Here is an 18,583-nt window from a genome sequence, read left to right on the forward strand (position 1 = left end):
GCGCTTCTGAGCGAGGCCGACTTTTCTCATTCACCTGAAGCGATCCATGCAACAAGATATTTTGGTCAATTGGTCCCCGCAGGAAACACGCGTGGCCGTGGTGGAGTTCGGCGCTGTGCAGGAGTTGCACGTGGAGCGCACGCTGGAACGCGGTTTGGTGGGCAATATTTACCTGGGCAAAGTGGCCCGCGTCTTGCCTGGCATGCAATCGGCTTTCATCGACATTGGTCTGGACAAAGCCGCTTTTTTGCATGTGGCCGATGTGTGGCAAAAGCACACCGATGGCGATGCCTCAGCCCGCACCGGTCAGCCGCTGGTGCCGATCGAAAAACAGGTGTTTGAGGGCCGGGCCATCATGGTGCAGGTCATCAAGGACCCGATGGGCACCAAGGGTGCTCGCTTGTCGACCCAAATCAGCATCGCTGGTCGCCACTTGGTATTTTTGCCGCAAGACGATCACATCGGTGTGTCGCAAAAAATCCCTTCGGACCAGCGCGATGCGCTGCGTCAACGCTTGCAGGGCTTGGTGGGACCTGCGGGCGGTGGCTTCATTTTGCGCACCAACGCCGAAGACTCCAGCGATGAAGAATTGCAAGACGACATCGCCTACCTGCGCAAGACCTGGGCACGCATCAAGGATGCTTCGATGCGATTGCCGCCTACGTCCATCTTGCACCAAGACCTGACTTTGTTGCAGCGCGTATTGCGCGATTTGGTGGGGGAACTCACGCAAAGCATCCGCATTGATTCGCAAGAGCAATACGCCCAGTTGGTGGCGTTTGGGCGCGAGTTCATGCCCAAAGCGGCCGAGCGTTTGCAGCACTACAAGGGTGAGCGGCCGATCTTTGACCTGTATGCGATCGACGAAGAAATTGCCCGCGCTTTGGGCCGCCGTGTCGATCTGAAGTCAGGCGGCTACCTGATCATTGACCAGACCGAGGCCTTGACCACGGTGGACGTGAACACCGGCGGCTATGTCGGGGCTCGGAATTTTGAGGACACCATCTTCAAAACCAATCTGGAGGCCGCCCAAGCCATCGCCCGGCAGTTGCGGCTGCGCAATCTGGGCGGGATCATCATTGCCGACTTCATCGACATGTCGCGTACCGACCACCAAGATGCGGTCTTGGCCGAGTTTCGCAAGCAACTCTCGCGAGACCGGGTCAAAACCATGGCGGGCGGCTTTTCCTCGCTGGGCCTGCTGGAGATGACACGCAAGCGCACCCGCGAATCTTTGGCACACATGCTTTGCGAGCCTTGCCCCAGTTGCCAAGGCAAGGGCATTGTCAAAACAGCGCGTTCGGTGGCTTACGACATCTTGCGCGAGATTTTGCGTGAAGCGCGTCAGTTCAACCCACGCGAGTTCCGCGTGGTGGCGGGCGCTGCGGTCATCGATTTGCTGCTCGACGAAGAGAGCCAGCATTTGGCCGGTTTGTCCGACTTCATCGCCAAACCGATTTCTTTGCAAGTCGAAAGTGGGATGGGGCCCGAGCAGTACGACATCGTGCTGCTTTAAGCCGGGTGGCTTCAGGCCTTGGGTGCCAAGTCTTCTGGGCTCACCCACTCGCCGCGGTTGTGCAAGCGGGCATAGGCCCCGCCGGCATTGAGCAGCGCCGCTGGCGAACCTTGCTCCACCATTTGCCCTTTTTCCATGACCACGACACGATCAGCATGCTCGATGGTGGACAGACGGTGCGCCACGATGAGGGTGGTGCGGCCTTGCATGAGTTTTTGCAAGGCATCTTGAACAAGCCGTTCTGATTCGTTGTCCAAAGCCGAAGTGGCCTCGTCCAAAATCAAGATGGGTGCATCCTTGTAAAGAGCGCGGGCAATGGCCAGTCGCTGGCGTTGGCCGCCGGACAACTGGTTGGCGTTGTGCCCTAAGACCGTGTCCATGCCTTGCGGCAGTTGGCTCACGTGCGTCCACAAATTGGCCGCTTCCAGGCTCTTTTGGATGCGCTCACGGTCTGCGGACATGCCCAGGCACACATTGGCCGCCAAGGTGTCGTTGAGCATGACCACGTCTTGGCTGACCATGGCGATTTGTTGTCGCAGGCTGGACAAAGTCCATTCTTGAACGGGGACCTGATCGATCAAGACTTGCCCTTGTGTGGGCTTCAAAAAGCGGGGCAAGAGCTGGATCAGCGTGGTCTTGCCTGCGCCTGAGCTGCCCACCAAGGCCACTGTTTCACCCGGCTGGACCTTCAAAGACACCTGGTTCAGGGCAGGGGGGCTGTCCGGTTTGAATTGCAGGCTCACCGATTGCCACTCGATGGCGCCTTTGGCCCGCTCGGCCTCGTGCGTGCCCTGGGTTTCTTCCGGGGCATCATTCATCAAGGCCAGGCCGCGCTCCAAGGCGGCCAGGCCGCGCGTGATGGGGTTGGCCACCTCCGCCAAGCGCTTGATGGGGGAGACCAGCATCAACATGGCGGTGATGAAGGCCACAAACCCGCCGACGGTGGCACCTGAGCCGATGTCGCGGCTTTGGATCAAGGCAATCACCAACACCAAGGACAAGGCGATGGCCGACATGATTTGCGTCAAGGGCGACATGGCTGCTGAAGCCACCGTGGACTTGAGGGCCAATTTACGCAGGTTTTTGCCCAGTTGCGCAAAGCGATCCATTTGCTGGTCTTGAGCCCCGTGCAAACGGACCATGCGGTGGGCTAGCACGTTTTCTTCGACCACGTAGGCCAGTGCGTCGGTGGACTCCTGGCTTTCACGGGTCAGGCGGTAAAGGCGTTTGGACAAGACCTTCATGATGTAACTCAGTGCCGGTGCCACAATGAACACGACCAAAGTCAGCTTCCAGTTGAGCCACATCAGGTAGGCCACCAAAGCAATCAGGGTGAATCCGTCACGGCTCAAACCGATCACCGCGGCAATCAATTGGCTTGCACCATTCATGACCTCATAGACCACGGTGTTGGACAGGGCGCTGGCCGATTGGCGGTTGAACAGGCTGAGATCGGCCTTCATCAATTGGGCAAAGAGGTCGTTGCGCAGTTTTTCCATGCCGTCATTGGTGACGCGTGCCAGCGCGTACTGCGCCAGGAAAAACGTGATGCCGCGGATGGCAAACAAACCAATAACGACCACAGGGATCGACCAGATCGGAATACCATTGCCCGAAAAACCTTGGTCCAACAGCGGTTTGAACAGCGCAGGGATCATGGGTTCGGTCAGGGCCGCGATCATGGTGGCCCCAATCGCCAAAGCCCATACACCCCGCTGGCGGGCAAAATAAGGGGCCAATTTCAGCAATCGGCTGCGGATGCTGGGGGCGGAGGCGGGGGTGTCTTTGGTGTTCATGACTGATTCGATTGTAAGCAGCCGCTCATGTCCGCCCCCTCAGGCCTGTCATCTGTCAGCCATTTTCATCGCGGTTACGGCACAGAAATGGTGCTTGAAAGGTGTACGATCAGGGCCTGCCTTCCCAGGCGATTTTCCACTTAATTGACATGTTGCCTTTTCACCCAAAAAACCGTTGCTCCCATGGGCTGATCGCGTTGGCTCTGCTGTTGGGTGGTGCCATGCCGTCTTGGGCGCAGTTTCGCGTTGAAGTTTCGGGCGTGGGCATGACCCAATTGCCGGTGGTGGTTGCACCCTTCAAGGGCGAAGCCCAATCCCCGCAAAAGCTGGCGGCCATCGTCCAGGCCGACTTGGAGCGCAGCGGGCAATTCAAAGGGTTGCCTGCGGGCAGTACCCAGCTTGACGAACTCAGTCGTCCGGACTGGTCTGTTTGGCGTCAGCAGTCGGCTGAAGCGCTGGTGGCTGGTTCGGTCTCGCGTCTGGCCGACGGCCGATATGACATACGAGCACGCCTGTGGGACGCGGTCAAGGGCCAGGAAAAATCAGAATTTCGTGAAACCGTGGTACCTGCGGATTTGCGCTTGTCTGCGCACCGCATGTCCGATTGGGTGTACCAGCAGCTCACGGGTGTTCAAGGCGCGTTTGCCACGCGCATCGCGTATGTCACCAAATCCTCAGGGCGATACACCCTTTGGGTTGCCGACTCTGATGGCGACGGGTCCAAAGCGGCATTGAGTAGCCCCGAGCCGATCATTTCACCGACGTGGGCGCCCAATGGTGCAAGCTTGGCCTATGTGTCCTTTGAGTCACGCAAACCTGTGGTGTATGTGCATGAGTTGCTGTCCGGTCAACGTCGTGCGGTGGCCAATTTCAAGGGCTCCAACAGTGCACCGACTTGGGCACCCGATGGCAAGTCCTTGGTCGCGACCTTGAGCCGTGATGGTGGCTCGCAATTGTTTCGCATCGATCTGGCGGGCGGCGAGCCGCGCAAATTGACACAGGCGGGCGCCATCAACACCGAGCCGGTGTTCACGCCCGATGGCAGCGCTTTGTATTTTGTGAGTGACCGCGGCGGCAGTCCCCAGGTTTACCGCATGCCCTCGCAAGGCGGTCCCGCAGAGCGTGTGACCTTTGCCGGCAACTACAACATTTCGCCCGCGCTCAGCCCCGATGGCCGGTGGCTGGCTTTTGTTTCGCGCAGTGGCGGTTCGTTCCGCTTGCATGCGATGGATTTGAATTCGGGTCAGGTCACGCCCTTGACCGACACCAGCGCTGACGAGCGTCCCAGTTTTGCGCCCAACAGCCGCTTGCTGGTTTATGCCACGGTGCAGCAGGGTCAAGAGGCCTTGATGACCACCACGCTGGACGGCCGCATCAAAGCGCGATTGTCAGGCCAAGGTGGTGACATCCGCGAACCCCATTGGGGTCCTTTGCGCAAATAAGTTTTTGTTTTTTTTCAATGGGTCAGAAGAGGTAAATTATGAAAAAGAGTTTTTGGGCAGGTTTGTTGATGGTGGCTTTGCTGGCAGGTTGCGCTTCTGGCGTGAAATTGGACGATGTCCCAGTTGAAGACAAAACCGCCACATCTTCATCGGGTGCGACCAGCCAAGGCATTGGTGACGGTCAAAACAGCGTTGCAGGTGTTTTGACAGACAAGTCGGTGGGCGGCACAGGCCCAGCGGGTGTTGCCCATGTCGTCTTTTTCGATTACGACAGCTTTGTGGTGCGCGCCGAAGCCCGACCTGTGATCGAGTCGCATGCCCGCTTCTTGCAAGCGAACAAGCAACGCAAGGCCAATCTCGAGGGCCACACAGACGAGCGCGGGGGCCGTGAGTACAACCTGGCCTTGGGACAAAAGCGCGCCGAAGCGGTTCGCCAAGCCCTGACGCTGTTGGGCGTCTCGGATGCGCAGATGGAGGCGGTGAGCTACGGCAAGGAAAAACCTGCTGCACAAGGTGCCAGCGAAGCCGACTACGCCAAAAACCGCCGCGTTGAAATCCGTTACTGATCACCATGGCAACCATCCTGAACTTGAAGTTCTTGTCCCGTCTGGCCGTGATGCTGGCATGGGCAGGTGTGGCTTGCACAGCACAAGCGGCCCTGTTTGAAGACGACGAGGCCCGTCGTGCCATTTTGGATTTGCGCCAACGTCTGGACCAATCCAACAAAAGCTTGAGTGAAGAAAACGCGCAATTGCGCCGCTCTTTGCTCGACTTGCAGTCGCAAATCGAGAGTCTGCGCAGTGATGTGTCTCAAACCCGTGGTGCTCAGGAAACCTTGGTCCGTGATGTTTCTGAAGTGCAGCAACGTCAAAAGGATGTTGCTGCGGGTGTGGATGCCCGTTTGCGCAAGTTCGAGCCGATCAAGGTCAGCGTTGATGGTTTGGAGTTTTTGGCCGAGCCGGCAGAAAAACGAGATTACGAATCGGCCATGGAGATATTCCGCAAAGGCGACTTTGTGGCCGCCCAAACGGCCTTGGTTCAGTTTTTGCAGCGAAATGGGAGAAGCGGTTACGCGCCTTCGGCCCTGTTTTGGCTGGGCAATGCCCAATACGCCAACAAGGGTTACAAAGACGCCATGGCCAATTTCCAGCAATTGCTGACGGTGGCGCCGACCCATGCTCGCGCCCCTGAAGCCATGCTGGCCATCTCGAATGTCCAGCTGGAGCTCAAGGACCTCAAAGGTGCACGAAAATCGCTGGAGGACTTGGTGAAGGCTTTTCCTGCATCTGAAGCGGCCAATACGGCCCGTGATCGCTTGACGCGCTTGCGTTAACTCAAGGTTGAGCCGATGACGATGGCGCAATTGCAGGCCCAGACCCTGTGGGTGCTGGGCCTTTCTTTTTTCGTTTCTGCAGTGTGGGGCGTGGTCTTGCACCGCAGCCATTTTTGCACCATGGGCGCCATCAGCGATGTGCTCATCATGGGCAGCAGCACACGATTGCGCCAATGGGTCTTGGCGGTGGCGCTCTCGGCTTTAGGCTTTGGCTTCATGACGGCCATGGGCTGGATCAGCCCGCTCAACACCATTTATGGCGGCACACCCTTGAACGGCTTGACGCTTGTTTTGGGTGGCGTGCTGTTCGGTGTGGGCATGGTCCTGGCCTCGGGTTGCACCAGCAAAAATTTGGTGCGGTTGGCCGGCGGTAACTTGAAATCCTTGGTGGTGCTCATCAGCATGGGCATCTTTGCCTTGGCCACCATGCGCGGCCTTCCAGGTGTTTTTCGGGTGCAGGTGCTCGACAAAGTTTCCCTCGACCTGGCCTCGCCCTTTGCGGGGCAATCGCTCAGTGCCTTGGCCGGTTGGCCTTTGAGCGTAGGCGTGGCGACCTCATCGGCCCTGGTGGCCTTGGCTTTGCTGGTGTGGGTCTTCAAGGACCGTGACTTCCGGCAAGCAGCTCAGTGGTGGCCTGGTTTGGCCAGTGCGTTGGTCGTGCTGGTGGTGTGGTGGCTCAGTGGTGTGGTGGGCTTTGTGCCCGAGCATCCGGAAACCCTGGAGGCTGTGTTTTTGACAAGCGCCAGCGGCCGCATGGAGTCCTTGAGCTTCACGGCACCGATGGCCTATACCCTGGATGCCTTCATGTACTTCAGCGATGGCAGCAAGCGTGTCAACTTGGGCATGGCCTTGGCGGCGGGTGTGCTGTTCGGGGCATGGGTCAGTGCTTGGCAGCAGGGCTCTTTGCGCTGGGAAGGTTTCACGCGGATCTCAGATTTGTCACTGCATTTGCTGGGCGGTGCCTTGATGGGCGTGGGCGCGGTCATGGCCATGGGCTGCAGCGTGGGGCAGGGCTTGTCGGGTCTGTCGACGCTCAGTTGGGCCAGCATGTTGGCGGTGGCGGGCATCGTGTTGGGGGCCGTGCTCACCTTGCAATGGCAAATCCACCGAGCACAAGCGTCATCATGATGATGTCCAGCGAAGAAGAGCAACGCCGTTTCGGTGGTTTGCAGCGGCTGTATGGCATGGACGGTGCCCAGCGCATCCGTCAGGCCCATGTGGTGGTCGTGGGCATCGGTGGCGTGGGCTCTTGGATTGCGGAGGCCTTGGCCCGCAGCGGTGTGGCGCGGCTGACCCTGGTGGACATGGACCACATTGCAGAGTCCAACATCAACCGCCAGATCCATGCGCTGAGCACCACCACCGGACAAGCCAAAGTGCAGGCCATGCGCGACCGGATCGCCTTGATCCACCCTCAGTGCAAGGTCGATGCGGTCGATGATTTTGTGGGCCCTGACAACTGGCCTGCGATTTTGCCGGCCATGCCGGATGCGGTGATCGATGCTTGTGATCAAGTCAAAGCCAAAGTCGCCATGGCGCACTGGGCCTTGCAAACACGGTGCGGTTTCATCACCGTGGGGGCTGCTGGTGGCAAGCGTATGGCGCACAAGGTGGATGTGGACGATTTGTCCAAAATCACCCATGACCCCTTGTTGGCCCAGCTGCGTTACCGCTTGCGCAAGCACCACGGCGCCCCCAAAGGTGACAAGCGCATCGGCGTCCAGGGCGTGTTCAGCCGGGAATCGGTGGCGCCTCCCGATGCGTCTTGCGCCATCGAAGGCGACGGTTCGCTCAACTGCCACGGCTATGGCTCGGTGGTGAGCGTGACGGCCACTTTTGGCATGTGTGCGGCCTCTGAAATTCTGAACTTTTTGGCCGGTGGCTTTTCGAAGCCCTAAAAATGACGCTATAATTCAAGGCTTGCTGCAGTGCACCGCTCTGGAGCATAGGGACCATAGCTCAGTTGGTAGAGCAGCGGACTTTTAATCCGTTTGTCGTGGGTTCGACCCCCGCTGGTCCCACCAATACGAAAAGCACTTTGTATGAAAATACAAAGTGCTTTTTTCTTTGGCCCAACACGCCTTTCACCAACCCACTCCAAGCCCATCGCCATGAGCGCCAAACAGAACATTCAAAATGAGTTGAAAAAGATGACGCTTTGCGAGCCTTGCTCAGGCATCCAGCGCAACTGGCGCCGTGCGCCCGGCCATGCTGAATTGGTGCAGGGGGCTAACCGTAAAGAGTTGCGTGACAGCACCTCGGTCACGATCACGCGTTACCGCTGCGACCGATGCGGCACCAGCTGGGAATACGAAAACAACAAAGCCGACCAGCATGCAGGCTGGTCAGTGGTTGGGGGCTGAAGCCTGCAACACCTCCAAAAACCGGACCCGCTTCACAGCAGTCCGGTTTTTTTTCTGGCCGTTTGGCTCAGGCCATGGCTTCCAGCTGGGCCGTTAATTCCAACCAGCGCTCTTCCAGGCTGGACACCTCGTCGCTCAGGGCCTTGAGTCGTCGTCCCGCGTCGGCAATTTCGGTGGGTGTGATCGGTGTGGTCAGCAGCGTTTCGAGGGCGGCTTTTTCTTTCTCAACAGCGGCCATGCGCTGCTCGTTTTGCTCCAGCTCCTTTTTCAGGGGGCGTGTTTGTGCGGCTTGTTGCTGGCGGCGTTGTGCGTCCAATTTGCGTTGTTCGCCGCTGCTCAAGTTGTTGGCGGGCACCTCGATGACCACTGGCTTTTTCTCTTCGATGACCACAACGGGTGCGATGGGCTCGGGGGCTGGGTTGGCGTCGCGGGCGGCGTTTTTGGCCACTTCGCGCAAGCGCTTGGATTCTTCCAGCAAATACTTCTGGTAGTCGTCCAAGTCGCCGTCAAAGGGCTCGACCTTGCCCCGGCCCACCATCCAGAACTCGTCACACACGGCACGCAACAAAGCACGGTCGTGGCTGACCAGCATGACGGTGCCTTCGAATTCGTTGAGAGCCATGGACAGCGCTTCGCGGGTGGCCAAGTCCAAGTGGTTGGTCGGTTCGTCCAGCAGCAAGAGGTTGGGGCGCTGCCAAACGATCATGGCCAGCACCAAGCGGGCTTTTTCACCGCCGCTCATGGTGCCCACGGTCTGCTTGACCATGTCGCCACTGAAGTTGAAGGTGCCCAGGTAGTTGCGCAAATCTTGCTCGCGGCTGGGCTCGCCACTGTTGGGACCGAGCTCTTTGGCCAGGCGGATCATGTGCTCCAGCGGGTTGTCCTGCGGGTGCAGGACATCGAGTTCTTGCTGGGCAAAGTAGCCAATGTTCAGGCCTTTGCCCTCGGTCAAGGTGCCCGACAGCTGAGGCATCGTGCGGGCAATGGTTTTGACCAAGGTTGATTTGCCTTGGCCGTTGGCGCCCAGAATGCCGATGCGCTGCCCGGCCAACACCGATTTGCTGACGCCTTGCACGATGGTCTTGGGCTCGCCATCGACCAGGTAGCCAAAGCTCGCCTCGCTGATGGCCAGCATGGGGTTGGGCAGGTTGTTGGGTTCTTTGAAGCCGAAGGTGAATTCGGCATCGGCCAGCAACGGGGCGATTTTTTCCATGCGCTCGAGCGCCTTGACCCGGCTTTGTGCTTGCTTGGCCTTGCTGGCCTGGGCCTTGAAGCGGTTGATGAACTTTTGCAGGTGGGCAATCTTGTCTTGCTGCTTGGCAAACGAGGCCTGTTGCAGCTCCATCTGCTGGGCGCGCAAAATTTCAAAGCCGCTGTAGTTGCTGCCGTAGCGGGTCAGCTTGGCGTGTTCGATGTGCAAAGTGACGTTGGTCACCGCATCCAAAAATTCGCGGTCGTGGCTGATCACGATCATGGTGCCAGCGTAGCGCTGCAACCAGGCTTCGAGCCAAACCAAGGCGTCCAAGTCCAAGTGGTTGGTGGGTTCGTCCAGCAGCAAAATGTCCGACGGGCACATCAAGGCCCGCGCCAGTTGCAAACGCATGCGCCAACCGCCCGAGAAGCTGTTGACAGGGTTGTTCAGTTCGTCCACCCGAAAGCCCAAGCCCAAAATCAAGGCCTCGGCGCGAGGCAGGGCGTCGTGGTCGCCCGCGTCGGCCAGGTCTGTGTAGACGTGCGCCATCTCCATGCCGTCGCCGCTTTCTTCGGCGGCCACCAAGCGCTGGCGCAGCTCGGCCAAGCGGGTGTCGCCTTCCAGCACAAACTCAGATGCCGGCTGGTCGGTCTCGGGCATGTTTTGTGCGACTTGCGCCATGCGCCAAGCTTTGGGCATCTCGAAGTCGCCGCCGTCTTCGTGCAGCGTGCCATTGAACAAGGCAAACAAGGTGGATTTGCCCGCACCGTTGCGCCCGACCAAGCCGACTTTTTCTCCGGGGTTGAGGGTGACCGAAGTTTGGTCCAGCAGCACTTTGGTGCCGCGGCGGAGGGTGACGTTTTTGAGGTTGATCATGAAAGCAAAATGCCCCGGAACCGATCCGGGGTGTGGGCCGTGACCGAAGTCCGACCATGAAAGTCAAAGATAGTTCAAGAGGGCTTCACGGGTGATCAGCAGGACCTGATCATCGCCTGCACTGGTGTCGAGCCAGGCCACTTCAAGTTCGGGAAAAGCGGCCGTGAAATGATCCACTTCGTTGCCGATCTCCAGCACCAGCACCGCGTGTTCGCTCATGCGCGAAGGCGCATCTTTGAACAACTGGCGCACAAAGTCCATGCCATCGGTGCCGCCGGCCAGCGCCAGCACGGGCTCAGCGCGGAACTCTGCGGGCAGCGCGTCCATGCTGGCTTGGCAGACATAAGGCGGGTTGCACAAGATCAGGTCAAATGGGCCGGGCAGGGCCGACAAACCATCGCTGTGCACCAGTGTGACGCGCTCATCCAGTTCGTGGCGTGCCACATTGATGGCGGCGACGGCCAGCGCGTCGTCAGAAATCTCGGCCCCAGTCACCTGCACCTCTGGCCAGGCCAACGCCGCCAGCACGGCCAGGCTGCCGTTGCCGGTGCACAGGTCCAGCACGCGGGTGGTCTGATCGCTCAGCCATGCATCAATCGTCCCGTCGGCCAACACCTCGGCAATCAGGCTGCGCGGCACGATGGCCCGTTCATCGATGAAAAACGACACGCCCTGCAACCAGGCTTCTTGCGTCAGGTAAGCGGCGGGTTTGCGGGAGGTGATGCGTTCTTCAATCAGCTGTGCGCAAGCGTTTTGTTGCTCGGGCGGCACGGCTTGTTCGGCCACATCCTGGAGATCGGTGTCCAGCGGCAGACCCAAGCGCCAGAGCACCAGCCAGACGGCTTCGTCAAAAGCGTTCAGGGTGCCGTGACCGAAGGACACACCGGCTTGGGTCAGTCGCTCAGCCGATTGTTCGATCAGGCTCAAAAGGGTCATGGCGCTCATGCCGACAGGCCCAGGTTGAGTTGTTCCAATGTACGGCGGTAAATGGCTTTGAGCGGCGCGATGTCGGCCAATGCCACGTGCTCGTTGACCTTGTGGATGGTCGCGTTGGGCGGACCGAACTCGATCACCTGGGGGCAGATCTGCGCGATGAAGCGGCCATCGCTGGTGCCGCCGGTGGTGGACAGTTCGGTGGTCAGGCCCGTCTCGTCGGCAATCGCTTGTTGCACAGCGGCCACCAAGGTGCCCGGTGTGGTCAAAAACGGCAGGCCGCCAATGGTCCATTTCAAGTCGTATTGCAGGCCATGCTGGTCCAGCACGGCGGTCAATCGCTGCTGCAAGCGCTCGGGTGTGGATTCGGTGCAAAAGCGGAAGTTGAAATCCACCACGCAGTCGCCCGGGATCACATTGCTCGCGCCCGCGCCCGCATGGATGTTGCTCACCTGCCAGCTGGTTGGGGGGAAGAAGGCGTTGCCTTCGTCCCAGCGGATCGCCACCAGATCGGCCAGCGCCGGGGCCAAGCGGTGGATGGGGTTGTTAGCCAAGTGCGGGTAGGCGATGTGGCCTTGCACGCCCTTCACAGTGAGCTTGCCGCTCATGGTGCCGCGTCGGCCGTTTTTGATCATGTCGCCGGTTTGCTGCACCGAGGTGGGTTCGCCCACGATGCAAAACTGCGGCGCGTCGCCACGGGCTTTGAGCTGGTCGCAAACCACCACGGTGCCGTCGAGCGCCGGGCCCTCTTCGTCGCTGGTGAGCAAAAAGGCCAGCCCCAATGCCGGATGGGGGTTGGTGGCCAAAAATTCCTGAACCGCCACCACCATGGCCGCCAGCGAGGTTTTCATGTCGCTTGCGCCACGGCCAAACAGCTTGCTGTCTTTGTGGGTGGGCGTGAAGGGGTCGCTGTCCCATTGCGCCAGCGGCCCGGTCGGAACCACGTCGGTGTGACCGGCAAAGGCCAGGGTCTGGCCTGATGTACCGGCGCGTTTGGCCCACAGGTTGCGCACGCGAAAGGTCTCGGGGCCGGAGTCCATGAATTCGCATTCAAATCCTAAGGGCTTCAAGGCATTGGTGATCAGATCCATGCAGCCCGCATCGTCGGGCGTGACGGAAGGACGGGCAATCAGCTGCTCGGCCAGGCGAAGGGTGTCGTGACAAGTGCTCATGTTCAAGCTTTGCTGGGGTGGGCGCGCACAAAACGGGCAATGCGCTCGGCCGCTTCCAGGCACTCGGCGGTTTCGGCGACCAAGGCCATGCGAATGCGACCACGGCCTGGATTGCTGCCGTTGAAGTCACGCGCCAAATAGCTGCCGGGCAGCACCGTCACGCATTCAGCTTCGTACAGCGCTTTGGCAAACGCCGCGTCGTCGCCTTGCCAGCCGGCAGGCACGCCGGCCCACAGGTAAAAGCTGGCGTCGGGCAGTTTCACATCGAGCACCTCGGCCAGCACGGGCGTGACCTGGGCGAACTTGGTGCGGTATTGGTTGCGGTTGTCCACCACATGGCTTTCGTCGCCCCAAGCAGCGACGCTGGCTGCTTGCACCACCGGGCTCATGGCGCTGCCGTGGTAGGTGCGGTAAAGCAAGAACTGTTGGATGATGGCCGCATCACCGGCCACAAAGCCGCTGCGCAGGCCAGGCACGTTGCTGCGCTTGGAAAGACTCGTGAAGGCGATCAGGCGCTTGAAGTCTGTGCGGCCCAGCTGGTGGGCGGCTTCGAGACCGCTCAAGGGCGCTTCTTCGCGGAAATAAATCTCGCTGTAGCACTCGTCGGACGCGATCACAAAGCCGTGTCGGTCGGACAGGGCAAAGAGTTTTTCCCATTCAGACAGCGGCATGACGGCGCCCGTGGGGTTGCCGGGCGAGCAAACAAACAAAAGCTGGGTGCGGGCCCAGACATCGGCGGGCACGCTGTCCCAGTCGTTGGCAAAGTTGCGCGTTGGGTTGCTGGGCACGTAATACGGCTCAGCCCCTGACAGCAAGGCTGCACCTTCGTAGATTTGATAGAAAGGATTGGGGCTGACCACGGTGGCGCCAGGGCGGCTCGGATCGATCACGGTTTGCGTCAGGGCAAACAAAGCTTCGCGCGAGCCATTGACTGGCAGCACCTGGGTGGCCGCATCCAGCTTGAGGGCGTAGCGGGTTTGGAGCCAGGCCGCACAGGCTTGGCGCAAAGCGGGCTCGCCTGCGGTGGCGGGGTAAGCCGACAAACCGTTGGCCACCGAGGCCTTCAGGGCCTCTTGAATGAAGGTGGGTGTGGCATGTTTGGGCTCGCCAATGCCCAGGCTGATCGGCTTCAAATCCGGGTTGGGTGAGACAGCGGCGAACAGTTGTTTCAGCCGTTCGAAGGGGTAGGGCTGCAGCTTGGCAAGAAGGGGATTCATCCCTCGATTATCCGGGATCATCTGAGACGTGTTGCTGAGTTAATATTGAACAGCGTCCTGGATCAGCTGGAACGCCCAATTCATCGAACGGACGCCTCATTGATTGCGTCATTTCGTATTCTTTTATTCGATCAAGTCGACCGCCGTGCGCCTCAATTCCATCAAGCTTTCCGGCTTCAAATCGTTTGCCGAGCCGACCAACTTCCTGCTGCCAGGGCAGCTGGTGGGGGTGGTCGGCCCCAACGGTTGCGGCAAATCCAACATCATGGACGCGGTGCGTTGGGTGTTGGGCGAGTCCAAGGCGTCGGAGTTGCGTGGCGAATCCATGCAGGACGTGATCTTCAACGGCACCACCACCCGCAAACCGGCCAGCCGGGCCAGTGTGGAGCTGGTGTTTGACAATGCCGACCACCGTGCGGGCGGCCAGTGGGGCCAGTTTGCCGAGATCGCCGTCAAGCGCGTGCTCACCCGCGACGGCAACAGCAGCTACTACATCAACAACCAGCCGGTGCGCCGCCGCGATGTGCAGGATGTGTTTTTGGGCACGGGCTTGGGACCACGCGCCTACGCCATCATCGGCCAGGGCACCATCAGCCGCATCATCGAGTCGCGCCCCGAAGAGCTGCGCTTGTTTTTGGAAGAAGCAGCGGGCGTGTCCAAATACAAGGAACGCCGCCGGGAGACGGAAAACCGCCTGTCGGACACCCGTGAGAACTTGACCCGGGTCGAAGACATCTTGCGCGAGCTGAACGCCAATCTTGAAAAGCTGGAAAAGCAGGCCGAGGTCGCGCAGCGTTACAACAATCTGCAAGCCGACAGCACGCTCAAGCAGCACCAGCTGTGGTTCTTGAAACGCCGCGACGCTGAAAGCGACCAGGGCAAGGTCAAGACCGATGTGGACCAGGCCGTGAATGCGCTCGAATCGCGCATCGCCGATCTGCGCCATGTGGAGTCGGATCTGGAGACCATCCGCCAGGCGCACTACGACGCAGGTGATGAAGTCAACAAGGCGCAAGGTGCTTTGTACGAAGCCAGCGCCGAAGTCGGCCGCCTGGAAGCCGAAATCCGTTTTGTGGTCGAAGGCCGCCAGCGCGCAGAACAGCGCCTGCAACAGTTGATCGAGCAAACCGCCCAATGGGGCACCCGCAGCGAAGATGCTCAGGCCGAGCTGGAAACCCTGGCCGAGCAAGCGGCCATGGCCGAAGACCAGAGCATGACGCTGGCCGCCCAGGTGGAAGACCAAGCCATGGCCTTGCCTGATTTGGAAGAGGCCCTGCGCAAAGCGCAAAACGATGCCACCGCCCAACGCGCCAGCGTGGTGCAGGTGCAGCAGCAAATCGGTGTGCTGGCCGCAGACCAGCGCAATGTGCAAGAGCAATCGCGTCAGCTTGAAAACCGCCGTGAGCGTTTGCTGGCCGACCGCAATGCCTTGGCCGCGCCCGATGAGGCGCGACTGAACGGCTTGCAAGAACAATTGGCCGCTGCTGAAGGTTTGGCAGCCGAGTCTGAAGCCCGTTTGCACGACCTGCAAGAGCAAGTGCCCGCGCTGGACGAAGACCGCCGCACGCGCCAACAAGCCGTCAACGATGAATCGGCCCGTTTGGCCGATCTGAGTGCCCGCATCGAAGCGCTCAAGGCCTTGCAAGAGAAAGTGCGCACCGACGGCAAGCTCAAGCCTTGGCTCTCCAAGCACGGCATGGATGGGTTGGAAGGGTTGTGGAGCCGCATCCACATCGAGGCGGGCTGGGAGAACGCATTGGAATCCGCCTTGCGCGAACGCCTGTCGGCCCTCGAGGTGTCCCGTCTGGACATGGTGCGATCATTTGCCAACGATGCCCCACCGGCCAAACTGTCTTTCTTCACGTCGCCATTGGCCTCCAGCGCCTCGCCACGCAGTGGCATGCCCGGTGGGTGCCAGCCCTTGGCGCAAAAATTGCGCATCTCGGACGCGGGCTTGTCAGCCCTGGTGACCGATTGGCTTCAGGGCTGCTACACCGCCCCCAACATGGAAGACGCCCTGGCTTGGCGCAGCCAGCTCAAGCCCGGCGAGACCCTGTTTGTGCAAGCCGGCCACGCGGTCGATCTGAACAGCGTGGTGTTTTACGCGCAAGACTCCGAGCAGGCCGGTTTGCTGGCCCGTGCCCAGGACATTGAAAACTTTGAAAAGCAGCAGCGAGCCCAGACCTTGATTGCTGAAGAAAGCCGCAGCGCTTTGGTGCGTGCTGAAGCGGCTTATGCTGACGCTTCTCAGCGCCTGATCACCGTGCGCCGCGAAGCGGCTGAGCACCAGTCTCGCGCCCATGAGCTCCAAGTTGAAACCTTGCGTTTGTCGCAATTGGTGGAGCAAACCCGTGCCCGCAGCGAGCAGATCAGCAATGACTTGGCCGAAGTGGATGCTTTGCTGGATGAGTTGCAAGAGCGCCGCGTGACCGCCGAGGCCCGCTTTGAGGAGCTGGACATGCAATTGGCCGACAGCCAAGAGCGTCATGCCCAACTGGACGAACGCGTCATCGAAGCCGAGCGCAAATTGGCCGAATGCCGCGAACAGCAGCGCAGCCTGGAGCGCCGTGCCCAAGAGGCGCAGTTCTCGCAGCGCAGCTTAGATGCGCGCCGTGCGGAGTTGAACCGCACGATCGAGACGGCGCAGCAACAAGTGGCCAGCATCGACGACGAAATGCAGCGCGCCCGCGACGAACTCAGCCGCTTGACCGATGCCGCTGCGCAGGCCGGCTTGCAAAACGTCTTGGCCGTCAAGATGGAGCGCGAGCAAGCCTTGGCGGCGCGCCGCAGTGCCTACGATGACCTGACCGCCAAACTGCGCGCCAGCGACGAGCGGCGCGTGGCCTTTGAACGTGAGCTCGAACCCCTGCGCCAGCGCATCACCGACTTGCAGCTCAAGGAGCAAGCCGCCCGCCTGGGGCTGGAGCAGTACACCCAGCTGCTGGCCGATGCCCAGGCCGATCTGGAGGCCGTGGCTCTGTCCATTGAAACTGGCCAAGTCCGCGTGACCGGTTTGCAAGGTGAAATCGACCGCATCCACCGCGAGATCACCGCTTTGGGCCCGGTCAACCTGGCGGCGCTGGAAGAGCTCAGCACATCGCGTGAACGCAAGACTTTCCTGGATTCGCAAAACGCCGATTTGACCGAGGCCATGAACACGCTGGAAGACGCCATTCGCAAGATTGACGGTGAAACCCGTGAATTGCTGGGGGGTACCTTCAAGATCGTGAACGAACATTTCAGCCGCATGTTCCCTGAGCTGTTTGGGGGCGGCAATGCGCGTTTGGTGATGACGGGCGACGAGATTCTGGACGCTGGCGTGCAAGTGCTGGCCCAGCCGCCCGGCAAGAAGAACCAGACCATCCATTTGCTCTCGGGTGGCGAAAAGGCTCTGACGGCGATTGCATTGGTGTTTGCCATCTTTCAGCTCAACCCGGCTCCGTTTTGCTTGCTGGACGAGGTGGACGCGCCGCTGGACGACGCCAACACCGAACGCTATGCCAGGCTGGTCGCGGGCATGGGCAAAGAAACGCAGTTCCTGTTCATCAGCCACAACAAGATCGCCATGGAAATGGCTGAGCAGTTGATCGGTGTGACCATGCAGGAGCAGGGCGTTTCACGCATTGTGGCTGTGGACATGGAGTCTGCAGTGTCTTTGGCCGATGTGGCCTGAGGTTTTGATCTATGTTGGATTCCTTGAGTTCCTTGCAATTGAGCCTGTTCGGGTTGGGTTTTCTGACCTTGTTGGCTGTGGTGGCTTACAACTACTGGACATCTCGTAAAAATCAGCCTCGCCAAGCTGAGCCCATGGACGAATCCACCTCGGGTGAGTCTTTGGCACAGGATCCAAGTGAACCCCAAGAGCCGGTGTTGAGTGATGATTTTGCAGGCTTACCTCAGCCAGAGCGCAAGGCTCAAATCGATGCCTTGATCGATGTTATCGCCACCGTTGAAGTCGATATGCCCGTCTCCGGAGATGCCGCCTTGGCTGCCTTGCCTGCTACGCGTCGGGTGGGAACCAAGCCTTTCAATGTAGAGGGCTGCAGCCAAGTCAATGGTCAATGGGAGGCATTGCTCCCTGGGCGGCGGTATTCGGCCTTCCAAGCGGGCGTTCAATTGGCCAACCGCATGGGGGCCCTCAATGAGATCGAGTTCTCTGAATTTGTCGTCAAGACGCAGGCCTTTGCCGATGCGGTCAATGGCACCGTCACTTTCAGCGACATGCTCGAAGAAGTGGCCCGTGCCCGCGAACTGGACCAATTCGCCAGCGATCATGATGCCCAGCTGAGCTTCACGCTTTGTGCCCGCGCGGCGGCCTGGAGCCCCGGCTATATCCAACAGCACGCTTCCCGCCAAGGCTTTGTGGCGGGTGTCATTCCGGGGCGCATGGTTTTGCCATCGGCAGTGCAGGGCCTACCACCTGTCTTGTCATTGACCTTTGACACCCAAGCGGCCATGGCCGATGACCCCGCGCTGTCCGCGATACGAGAAGTGACGTTGAGCTTGGATTTGCCTCAGATCGCGCGCGAGGACATGGCTTTCGAGCGCTTGCGTCAATCGGCCCATCTCTTGGCCAAAGACATGGACGGTGTGATCACCGACGGTGCTGGCAATGTGCTGAGCGACGAAATGCTCGATCAAATTGCCCATGACCTGAGTCAGCTCTACGAAGCTCTGGATCAGCGTGAGCTGTCTGCGGGGTCACCTCAGGCGCGTCGCTTGTTCTCCTGAACGTATTGGAGT

Annotated in this window: 14 protein-coding genes and 1 tRNA gene; 10 read left to right on the top strand and 5 right to left on the bottom strand. The window is 59.9% G+C overall.

Features of this window, described 5'->3' with window-relative positions:
- Positions 1-46 precede the first annotated feature (46 nt).
- Entirely contained in the window at positions 47-1,516 is a 1,470-nt protein-coding gene (gene rng, locus QLQ16_RS02305) for a ribonuclease G (RefSeq protein ID WP_283223058.1), read from the top strand.
- Between the two features lie 11 nt (positions 1,517-1,527).
- Here rng and msbA read toward each other — a convergent pair whose 3' ends face one another.
- Positions 1,528-3,312 carry a lipid A export permease/ATP-binding protein MsbA gene (msbA, locus tag QLQ16_RS02310; RefSeq protein ID WP_283223059.1) on the bottom strand — a complete coding sequence of 595 codons (1,785 nt, stop codon included), beginning with the start codon at positions 3,310-3,312 and terminating at the stop codon, positions 1,528-1,530.
- A 221-nt stretch (positions 3,313-3,533) separates the two neighbouring features.
- On the opposite strand from msbA, the gene tolB reads away from it, so the two are divergent.
- The 7 genes from tolB (at position 3,534) to QLQ16_RS02345 (ending at position 8,450) form a co-directional block, all read left to right on the top strand.
- The gene (gene tolB, locus QLQ16_RS02315) at positions 3,534-4,754 is read left to right on the top strand and encodes a Tol-Pal system beta propeller repeat protein TolB (RefSeq protein ID WP_283223127.1); all 1,221 of its coding nucleotides are present in this window, start codon (positions 3,534-3,536) and stop codon (positions 4,752-4,754) included.
- Between the two features lie 38 nt (positions 4,755-4,792).
- Entirely contained in the window at positions 4,793-5,320 is a 528-nt protein-coding gene (gene pal, locus QLQ16_RS02320) for a peptidoglycan-associated lipoprotein Pal (protein WP_283223060.1), read from the top strand.
- Between the two features lie 5 nt (positions 5,321-5,325).
- Complete coding sequence (ybgF, locus tag QLQ16_RS02325; protein ID WP_283223061.1) at positions 5,326-6,087, top strand: tol-pal system protein YbgF; 762 nt, start codon at positions 5,326-5,328, stop codon at positions 6,085-6,087.
- Positions 6,088-6,102: 15 nt separating this feature from the next.
- Positions 6,103-7,215 carry a YeeE/YedE family protein gene (locus QLQ16_RS02330; protein WP_283223062.1) on the top strand — a complete coding sequence of 371 codons (1,113 nt, stop codon included), beginning with the start codon at positions 6,103-6,105 and terminating at the stop codon, positions 7,213-7,215.
- Between the two features lie 2 nt (positions 7,216-7,217).
- Positions 7,218-7,985, top strand: a complete 768-nt coding sequence (locus QLQ16_RS02335; RefSeq protein WP_283223063.1) for a tRNA threonylcarbamoyladenosine dehydratase — start codon at positions 7,218-7,220, stop codon at positions 7,983-7,985.
- A 50-nt stretch (positions 7,986-8,035) separates the two neighbouring features.
- Positions 8,036-8,111 (top strand) — tRNA-Lys (locus QLQ16_RS02340).
- Between the two features lie 87 nt (positions 8,112-8,198).
- Complete coding sequence (locus QLQ16_RS02345; protein WP_283223064.1) at positions 8,199-8,450, top strand: hypothetical protein; 252 nt, start codon at positions 8,199-8,201, stop codon at positions 8,448-8,450.
- Between the two features lie 67 nt (positions 8,451-8,517).
- Here the strand turns inward: QLQ16_RS02345 and QLQ16_RS02350 are convergent, their stop codons facing one another.
- The 4 genes from QLQ16_RS02350 to dapC all read right to left on the bottom strand — a co-directional run bounded on the left by QLQ16_RS02350 (position 8,518) and on the right by dapC (position 13,840).
- Positions 8,518-10,518: an ABC-F family ATP-binding cassette domain-containing protein gene (locus QLQ16_RS02350; protein ID WP_283223065.1), complete on the bottom strand. Its 2,001-nt coding sequence runs from the start codon at positions 10,516-10,518 to the stop codon at positions 8,518-8,520.
- A gap of 63 nt (positions 10,519-10,581) precedes the next feature.
- Positions 10,582-11,463, bottom strand: a complete 882-nt coding sequence (gene prmB, locus QLQ16_RS02355; protein WP_283223066.1) for a 50S ribosomal protein L3 N(5)-glutamine methyltransferase — start codon at positions 11,461-11,463, stop codon at positions 10,582-10,584.
- Positions 11,460-12,623 carry a succinyl-diaminopimelate desuccinylase gene (gene dapE / locus QLQ16_RS02360; protein ID WP_283223067.1) on the bottom strand — a complete coding sequence of 388 codons (1,164 nt, stop codon included), beginning with the start codon at positions 12,621-12,623 and terminating at the stop codon, positions 11,460-11,462. The genes prmB and dapE overlap by 4 nt, the downstream gene beginning before the upstream one ends.
- Positions 12,624-12,625: 2 nt before the next feature.
- Positions 12,626-13,840: a succinyldiaminopimelate transaminase gene (gene dapC / locus QLQ16_RS02365; RefSeq protein WP_283223068.1), complete on the bottom strand. Its 1,215-nt coding sequence runs from the start codon at positions 13,838-13,840 to the stop codon at positions 12,626-12,628.
- A gap of 145 nt (positions 13,841-13,985) precedes the next feature.
- On the opposite strand from dapC, the gene smc reads away from it, so the two are divergent.
- Positions 13,986-17,513, top strand: a complete 3,528-nt coding sequence (gene smc, locus QLQ16_RS02370) for a chromosome segregation protein SMC (RefSeq protein ID WP_283223128.1) — start codon at positions 13,986-13,988, stop codon at positions 17,511-17,513.
- Between the two features lie 23 nt (positions 17,514-17,536).
- Positions 17,537-18,571 carry a cell division protein ZipA C-terminal FtsZ-binding domain-containing protein gene (locus QLQ16_RS02375; RefSeq protein WP_283223069.1) on the top strand — a complete coding sequence of 345 codons (1,035 nt, stop codon included), beginning with the start codon at positions 17,537-17,539 and terminating at the stop codon, positions 18,569-18,571.
- Positions 18,572-18,583 lie beyond the last annotated feature (12 nt).

It is taken from the genome of Limnohabitans lacus, from assembly GCF_030053395.1.
In the GTDB taxonomy this organism is placed as follows: domain Bacteria; phylum Pseudomonadota; class Gammaproteobacteria; order Burkholderiales; family Burkholderiaceae_C; genus Limnohabitans_A; species Limnohabitans_A lacus.

What these genes read in the sequence shown, in the direction of transcription:
- rng (WP_283223058.1), top strand. Translation starts at nt 47, where the DNA reads ATGCAACAAGATATTTTGGTCAATTGGTCCCCGCAGGAAACACGCGTG.
- msbA (WP_283223059.1), bottom strand. Translation starts at nt 3,312, where the DNA reads ATGAACACCAAAGACACCCCCGCCTCCGCCCCCAGCATCCGCAGCCGA.
- tolB (WP_283223127.1), top strand. Translation starts at nt 3,534, where the DNA reads ATGCCGTCTTGGGCGCAGTTTCGCGTTGAAGTTTCGGGCGTGGGCATG.
- pal (WP_283223060.1), top strand. Translation starts at nt 4,793, where the DNA reads ATGAAAAAGAGTTTTTGGGCAGGTTTGTTGATGGTGGCTTTGCTGGCA.
- ybgF (WP_283223061.1), top strand. Translation starts at nt 5,326, where the DNA reads ATGGCAACCATCCTGAACTTGAAGTTCTTGTCCCGTCTGGCCGTGATG.
- QLQ16_RS02330 (WP_283223062.1), top strand. Translation starts at nt 6,103, where the DNA reads ATGACGATGGCGCAATTGCAGGCCCAGACCCTGTGGGTGCTGGGCCTT.
- QLQ16_RS02335 (WP_283223063.1), top strand. Translation starts at nt 7,218, where the DNA reads ATGTCCAGCGAAGAAGAGCAACGCCGTTTCGGTGGTTTGCAGCGGCTG.
- QLQ16_RS02345 (WP_283223064.1), top strand. Translation starts at nt 8,199, where the DNA reads ATGAGCGCCAAACAGAACATTCAAAATGAGTTGAAAAAGATGACGCTT.
- QLQ16_RS02350 (WP_283223065.1), bottom strand. Translation starts at nt 10,518, where the DNA reads ATGATCAACCTCAAAAACGTCACCCTCCGCCGCGGCACCAAAGTGCTG.
- prmB (WP_283223066.1), bottom strand. Translation starts at nt 11,463, where the DNA reads ATGAGCGCCATGACCCTTTTGAGCCTGATCGAACAATCGGCTGAGCGA.
- dapE (WP_283223067.1), bottom strand. Translation starts at nt 12,623, where the DNA reads ATGAGCACTTGTCACGACACCCTTCGCCTGGCCGAGCAGCTGATTGCC.
- dapC (WP_283223068.1), bottom strand. Translation starts at nt 13,840, where the DNA reads ATGAATCCCCTTCTTGCCAAGCTGCAGCCCTACCCCTTCGAACGGCTG.